We start from the raw sequence: 462 nt of genomic DNA on the forward strand, positions 1-462 counted from the left end.
AGGCAAGGCATGACCTGCGACGCGCCCATCCCGATGCCGGCGAACAACTTCAGCCTGGTCTTCCGCAAGCCGGCGGCAGGCTAGCCGCGCACGAGCATGATCACCGCCGTGACGATCAGGCAGACGGCGAACGCGGCGCGCAGGCGGCGCTCCGGCATCCGGTGCGCCAGCGCCACGCCCCAGGAGATCGTCAGCATGCCGCCGAGCGAGAGCGGGATRCCGCTGGTCCAGTCGACATGCCCGGCCTGGGCATAGGTCATCAGCGCGACCACGGCGCCCGGCGTGACCAGCGCCAGCGCCAGCCCCTGCGCGGCGGCCTGCCGCATGCCGAACAGGCCGACCAGCGCCGGCGCGGCCACCACGCCGCCGCCCACGCTGAAGAAGCCCGAGAAGAGCCCACCCACCACGCCCACAGCCGGAATCCAGCGCGATGACAGCCGCGCCTGCTGCTGGGTCACGGCC

Annotated in this window: 1 protein-coding gene; it reads right to left on the minus strand. The window is 72.9% G+C overall.

All coding sequences use genetic code 11. The annotated features are described in order from the left end of the window. Nucleotides 1-80: 80 nt before the first annotated feature. A partial coding sequence (locus AC1EJR_RS27350; protein ID WP_477147862.1) for a sulfite exporter TauE/SafE family protein occupies nucleotides 81-462 on the minus strand: 382 nt, incomplete at its 5' end.

This window comes from Cupriavidus sp. 05T42, from assembly GCF_056396345.1.